The sequence below is a fragment of the Psychromonas sp. genome, assembly GCF_983033635.1.
The window spans coordinates 1-5,943 of sequence record NZ_CEZLMY010000066.1 but is presented as its reverse complement, the minus strand read 5'-3'; the positions used below and the strand labels follow the sequence as shown (position 1 = coordinate 5,943).

Annotated in this window: 5 protein-coding genes and 1 tRNA gene; 3 read left to right on the top strand and 3 right to left on the bottom strand. The window is 35.6% G+C overall.

Annotated elements, in window-relative coordinates:
* The coding region (locus AC4GME_RS10335; RefSeq protein ID WP_490379349.1) for a beta/alpha barrel domain-containing protein at nt 1-298 on the bottom strand (298 nt) is incomplete at its 3' end.
* A 321-nt stretch (nt 299-619) separates the two neighbouring features.
* On the opposite strand from AC4GME_RS10335, the gene AC4GME_RS10330 reads away from it, so the two are divergent.
* Nucleotides 620-696 (top strand) — tRNA-Met (locus AC4GME_RS10330).
* A 452-nt stretch (nt 697-1,148) separates the two neighbouring features.
* On the opposite strand, the gene AC4GME_RS10325 is transcribed toward AC4GME_RS10330, so the two are convergent.
* Nucleotides 1,149-1,352 carry a hypothetical protein gene (locus AC4GME_RS10325; RefSeq protein WP_490379348.1) on the bottom strand — a complete coding sequence of 68 codons (204 nt, stop codon included), beginning with the start codon at nt 1,350-1,352 and terminating at the stop codon, nt 1,149-1,151.
* A 638-nt stretch (nt 1,353-1,990) separates the two neighbouring features.
* On the opposite strand from AC4GME_RS10325, the gene AC4GME_RS10320 reads away from it, so the two are divergent.
* Nucleotides 1,991-2,797: a substrate-binding periplasmic protein gene (locus tag AC4GME_RS10320; protein ID WP_490379347.1), complete on the top strand. Its 807-nt coding sequence runs from the start codon at nt 1,991-1,993 to the stop codon at nt 2,795-2,797.
* A 729-nt stretch (nt 2,798-3,526) separates the two neighbouring features.
* On the opposite strand, the gene AC4GME_RS10315 is transcribed toward AC4GME_RS10320, so the two are convergent.
* Nucleotides 3,527-4,666, bottom strand: coding sequence for a hypothetical protein (locus AC4GME_RS10315; RefSeq protein WP_490377639.1), 1,140 nt, complete (start codon nt 4,664-4,666; stop codon nt 3,527-3,529).
* A gap of 243 nt (nt 4,667-4,909) precedes the next feature.
* On the opposite strand from AC4GME_RS10315, the gene AC4GME_RS10310 reads away from it, so the two are divergent.
* Nucleotides 4,910-5,701, top strand: coding sequence for a substrate-binding periplasmic protein (locus AC4GME_RS10310; RefSeq protein ID WP_490379346.1), 792 nt, complete (start codon nt 4,910-4,912; stop codon nt 5,699-5,701).
* The last annotated feature ends 242 nt before the right edge of the window (nt 5,702-5,943 follow it).

The window sequence follows — 5,943 nt, the reverse complement described above, 5'->3', positions numbered from 1 at the left end:
AGTATTTAACTGTACGTGGATTTAAACCCGGTGAAACCATAAAACTTGCACCAGCTGCAAATGCCTGGTCAACCTGCTGCGCGTTTAAAATTGTTCCCGCCCCTAAAATCAGATCTGGATATGTATCTTTGATACGCGCAATTGCTTCGCTGGCAGCTACTGTGCGAAAAGTAATTTCTGCTGCAGGTAAACCATTTTCTACAAGTGTTTTAGCTAAAGGAACAGCCAGTTTTGCATCATCAATTTGAATCACTGGTATAATTTTAACTTCACTGAGTTGTTTGATTAAGTCAGTCATTATTTTTCCTTTAATAGGGCTGCTTGTGCGTTTTATGAACATAAATATACAGAATAATTAGATTGTTTGATTCTTCTAATTATCAATAATTTTTTGCACTATAGAAACTTAACTTCTCTTAAATTAAGTTTACTGTTACAACTATATTTCTAAATAATATCAATGAATTGGGAATATAGCTTAGTTTTAAGCTAATAACGCATATTATTTGCTCAGATAGTAATATAATTACAAATAGTGCTTGCCAATATAATGTGATCTGTATATCATTCGCCGCACTTAAACGGAGGCAGACAGCAACTGGTTAAGTATAAAAACGGACGCGAGATGGAGCAGCATGGTAGCTCGTCGGGCTCATAACCCGAAGGTCGTAGGTTCAAATCCTGCTCTCGCAACCAATTCTTCTGAACGATCTTCAAAAATAAGTTCCTAAAATAAATTCCTAAAATAATTACTCTAGCACTAGTCGTTCAAAACAGCTTTATGCATTGATCTATAAAAATATTGCCGGGCTCAGCTCTTAATAAACACTGGCGAAGGTTGTAGGTTAAAATCCTGCTCTCGCAACCAATTCTTATGTACGATCTTCAAAAATAAATCCCTAAAACAAACTGTCTAATACTTTAAAACAGCTTTATGCATTGATCTATATAAAATATTGTCGGGTTCTACTCTTATGCAATCTGCTTAATATTGTGAACTGTTTCCGGAAGTTTGGCGAATTGAATGCCTGTTCAGGTTTATGAGCGGGTAAGCTCTGCGAACTCTGGTTCTTCAGTCGCCTGTGATGTTGCGTGGTTAAAACCGCACTTGAAAATATAAAACAGATCAATTCGTTTTCGGATCGGTATTAATAATCACTGTGGCAGTTCTGGTTAAACTCTTGCTTAATGTAAGCGAGGACATCACTTCCGATGAGAAGTCCTCCATCTTGTTTACAGGCATTTTTTTTGATAAATGTTATCAATTTTTCTTGCTGTGCAGTAGTCAGAAAGTGAGGTCTTCTTGTTCGAAGTTTTTCATATAAACCTTCAATACCATCAGTAAAATACATCCTAACTCACTTGTTTACGCTTGTACTGCTAACTTTTAGAAACTGAGAAATTTGTGTCCGGGAATGCCCCTCTTGAAAGTGAGCAAGCACTAATAACCGCATTTTCATTTTGATGGATTTTTGTTTACTCGCAAGTGCTTTGAAGTCAGTGTTTTTGAGGCTATCCATGCTCAAATCCGTGAAAGAAATGATAGATCTTATTTTTACCTGGGATGGTATGAGATTGGACACCAGTTGGCAGGCAACGCATATTTTAAACGGGCATATATGGAAACCTTAGCTTTATGCTCTCTAATATCATTTTATTCAGCCAATATAGGCTTATAGGTTCTGCCTTTTTTCGTATGTAATAATGTGTAACATTAATATTAAGTTGATTTTTATGTTAATGTTAAGTTGACTTTGATATGATATTTCTTTTGGTGTGCTTATTTAAAATATATAAGGTTTGGGGGCTCGACTTTTACTATTTATAATTTCAAAAGGCACACTGAGCAAACATCCGGTAAGTAAAGCCACGTGGCCAGTGGCGTAACTAATAACATTAAGAGTATCCAGGTGCCGTCAGTTGATGGACTTTTTTAAAATATAAAAATGACAATTTACAATAAATTCAAGGTTAACAAGGAGCGATTTTTATGAGTGTGTCTGTACATAAATCAAATAAAATAATAACAACACTGGTAGGAATAATTTTTATAATGCTTTTTCAATTCAGCGAGTCTCAGGCTGCTACTTTACCCACAGAAATAAAGTTCGCCAGTGAAGCTTGGGTAAATGGTGCGAAAGAAGATGGCACAGGGATTTACTGGGATATCATGCGGTTAGTCTATGAACCACTCGGTATAAAAGTTAAATACAACACTACGGATTATGATCGTAGCGTTGCTTTAGTAAAACAGGGGAAAATGGATGCTTGGCTTGGTTCCTATCTCAATGAGGAACAAAATATTATTTATCCAAAATGGCATTTTGATGCCGATGTGGTGGTTGCCCTTTATAAAAAATCCCCTGACTTCCAATGGCAGGGCGAAAAGAGTCTTGCAGGAAAAAATGTCGGCTGGATAAAAGGCTATAATTATAGTGAATACATTGATACCAAATTCAATAATAAAGAATTTAAAACTCGCGGAAAAGCCGTGGAATTATTAGAAAAAGGCCAATTAGATTTTTTATTAGAAGCTCAGATAGAAGTAAAACATGAGTTAAAAAAAGGCTATTTCGATTCGACAAAATTTGAATACAATACCTTGATGAACTTGAATATTTATCCAGCTTTCGCCAATAACGAGAGAGGACAGCAGTTGCAGAAGATCTTTGACGCACGTTTCGCCAAATTGCTTGAGTCTGGTGAAATAAAGAAACTTTTTGATAAATGGAATTGGCCAACATATCCCTTCACAATATTCTGTAACTATGCCACTTCCTCAATGATAAACTGCTAAGTATTTTCGGTGAATAAACCCTCAATGAAAAGTCGCTTATTAATGTACTTGATAGTAAAGAATAATATGAAAATGCTGCCCACAATTCCTTAATTAGTTCCAGTATGATAAGCAAGAGGGCTTATGATAGACCGTCTTTACAGCGGAAAATTTAGTTCTGCAGAGTCTATTCTTTCGGAAATTACAGCAGGATCAACTTACAGGAGAATATTGGGAAGCACAGTTTAATAACATCCCAAAAAAAGGGGGAGCTTTTGATATCTGGCAACGTTATAGAAAACCTTATCTTTGGATTATTGAAGGTGGGAGGCTAGTATAACTGATTTTAGGACCAGGCGTGTTAATGGCGAACGAAAATCATCTCAACATGTCTATCAGCAAGCTCAAAATTTACCAATACCTGATTATATTGTTTTTTATTCCGGGCCAAAACTTTATGAAGCATATTTAGATGATTATGAAACCATTGTTGCTTTTGAACAGCTTGATGCCATTGAAGGATTAACACCTGAAGAGAAACTGATTCATATTGAGATGAGCCCCATATCACCTAGAGAAAACAGTACGGTGCGCATTTATAATGCTAAACAGTCTATTGAATTAAAAAAAGCGTTATTCAAAGCCGATAGGTGATAATTGGGGGCTGGTTAAAATTGATGAGAAAGAAAAAGTTAATTTTAAATTGGCCCTATTTATTTACCAACAACGATCCCATTTTGTTGTTAGTGGTTAACTTGGAATCTGTTCTCGTAACTGTTTTGCCGAATCGGCTGCATTTGCCTGACAAACAAAAAGTCCAATTTGCTCGTAACCGCCCATTTTTTGGGTCTGAGGTAGAAACTCGAGATATAAGCCACATCCGGGACCATTGTTAATAATCATATTATAGGCCGGTTGTAACTTCATATTTTCCATCAAGGCAATAATCGCCCGAATCGCTTCTTGAATACCCTGTGTTACCTGTTGTTTTTCGTGAACAGACAATTGATGCAAATAACGTTTATTCGTATCTTTTACCATAAGTAACATATCCAGCGGGCGTTTCATAAAATAAGGAACTATCAGTACAACATCGCCATAATCCTTTACCAGTAATTCGCTGGGATTTTCTTCAAGCATAAATAAACTGAAACTTTTATTGTGTCGTTTACGGAACCTTAGGTTATTGAAAAAACGCTGCGGTAAAATATTGCTGTAAGCTATCTGTTGGTGACCATGGCTTAGGGATGCGCCCGCTGCAGCGCCATAGTTTTTAATAATTGATATATAGCCACTGACAACTTGTTGATCTATTTTGGTTACAGAGCGGGACATAAAGTTGGTCGGCTGATATAGCAATATTTCTTCTAATTTGGCCAGCTGCTTAAAGCTTATCAGAGCATCTGCAAACGGCATATTGTGCCAATCTTTATTATGAATTGAAGAGGTCCATTGCAACAGATGAAAACCATAGGAAGCTCTGCCTTTATGTTCGAGATCCTGATGTGAAAAATAATCGGCCTCTTCATTTGGGATCTCATCAATAGGATGGAAGATTGGGTATATGTTTTTATTAATAAAGGTAAAACCTTCACTTTGTTCTACGAGATCAAAAATGTCTGAGCTTTTTCCCTCACATATTGGGCACGGCATATCGTCTTTTACTGCTTGGCTATTGTCTACAGTGGTGTGAATGCGTTTTGCTCTGGAGGAGTTATAGATAACCAAGTTACCGTTGCGCGGGTCAATTTGACAAATGCCATCGGGAGAAAACTGCTTAAGTAGCTTATCATTATTAATATTATCAATGATTTTCGCAAAGTCTAACTTTCCAATATCAAAACTAAGCATTAACTTTTTGGCATCTTGTAGTTTTAATTGTTGTGTCATCACAGACTACCTGTTTATGCATTTATATATAATTATAGGTGACAAATAATAAAATAATAAACTAAGCAAAATTGCCGGAATGGTTAGTTTTGTTAATCATAGGGTTGAGCTTGGTATTTATAAAAAGCTGCACACATATATTGACTAAAACAGGTGAAACTAGCCGTTAATTGTGCAAGCCTTGTTGTATAAAGCAAAAATCGTTGTATGGTTACAAAAGAGTGGCGGATAAGAGGAGGGCCGATGGGAAAGAAAATAATAAGTTTTATCACTTCTTTAATATTGATTTTTTGTTTTTCAATTCCAGCCTGCACTTATTCGCAATCTGTGGGTGATATTAATTTTATAACTGAAAATTACCCTCCGTTTAACTTTGTAGAGAATGGAAAACTGCAGGGGATTTCTGTTGAGCTGTTAGTTTTAATGCTTAACAAACTTAAAGCCAAACAAACACTCGCAGATATTCATCTAAAACCATGGGCTCGTGGTTATAATGCGCTATTAAAAAACCCAAATACGAGTCTATTCTCTACTGTCAGAACAGAAGAAAGAGAAAATTTATTCAAGTGGGTTGGGCCGATAAAAGCAACTTCAATCTCCCTTATTGCAAAAAAAAATAGAAATATAAAAATAAATTCTGAAAAGGATATTTCTAACTATAAAATTGGTGTTATACGGGATGATGTGGGTGAACAACTTTTGCTTAAGAGTGGGATTGCATCAAAAAACTTAGATCGTATAGGAGGAATTAATGTAATAACTCAGTCAATTAAAAAGCTGGATAAAAGTCGATTTGATGCTTGGGCCTATGATGAGACAGTTGCATTATGGACAATAAAAAAATTTGGTTTTGATCCTGCTGACTATGAAGTCGTCTATACCTTACAAAAGGGCGAACTTTATTATGCTTTCCATAAAGACACCTCTGATTTATTGATAGAAAAGCTTCAAAATGCGTTAGATGAGCTGAAAAAAGAGGGCGTACATCAAAAAATAGTAGATAAGTATCAAAAAATGACAACTACAGGTTTGTAATAATACAGAGATTTGAAAAGAAATTATTTCTGTGATTTCATAAGCAAACGACTCGATTTTCGTTACTGCTGAATATATAAAATATCCCAAGGCGATTATCAGTTGTATTTATAACCATTCGTTATAACACTCTAATTTCATAGCAGTTTACACACCCTTCACTCCAATCTGTCTGTTTTTAAAACAACTCCTGCTCAATAAACAAGCACTGTTAAATAAACTACAAATTGAATTAGCAATTG

Coding starts and splice junctions, on each gene's coding strand:
- AC4GME_RS10325 (WP_490379348.1), bottom strand. CDS start 1,352: ATGTATTTTACTGATGGTATTGAAGGTTTATATGAAAAACTTCGAACA.
- AC4GME_RS10320 (WP_490379347.1), top strand. CDS start 1,991: ATGAGTGTGTCTGTACATAAATCAAATAAAATAATAACAACACTGGTA.
- AC4GME_RS10315 (WP_490377639.1), bottom strand. CDS start 4,666: ATGACACAACAATTAAAACTACAAGATGCCAAAAAGTTAATGCTTAGT.
- AC4GME_RS10310 (WP_490379346.1), top strand. CDS start 4,910: ATGGGAAAGAAAATAATAAGTTTTATCACTTCTTTAATATTGATTTTT.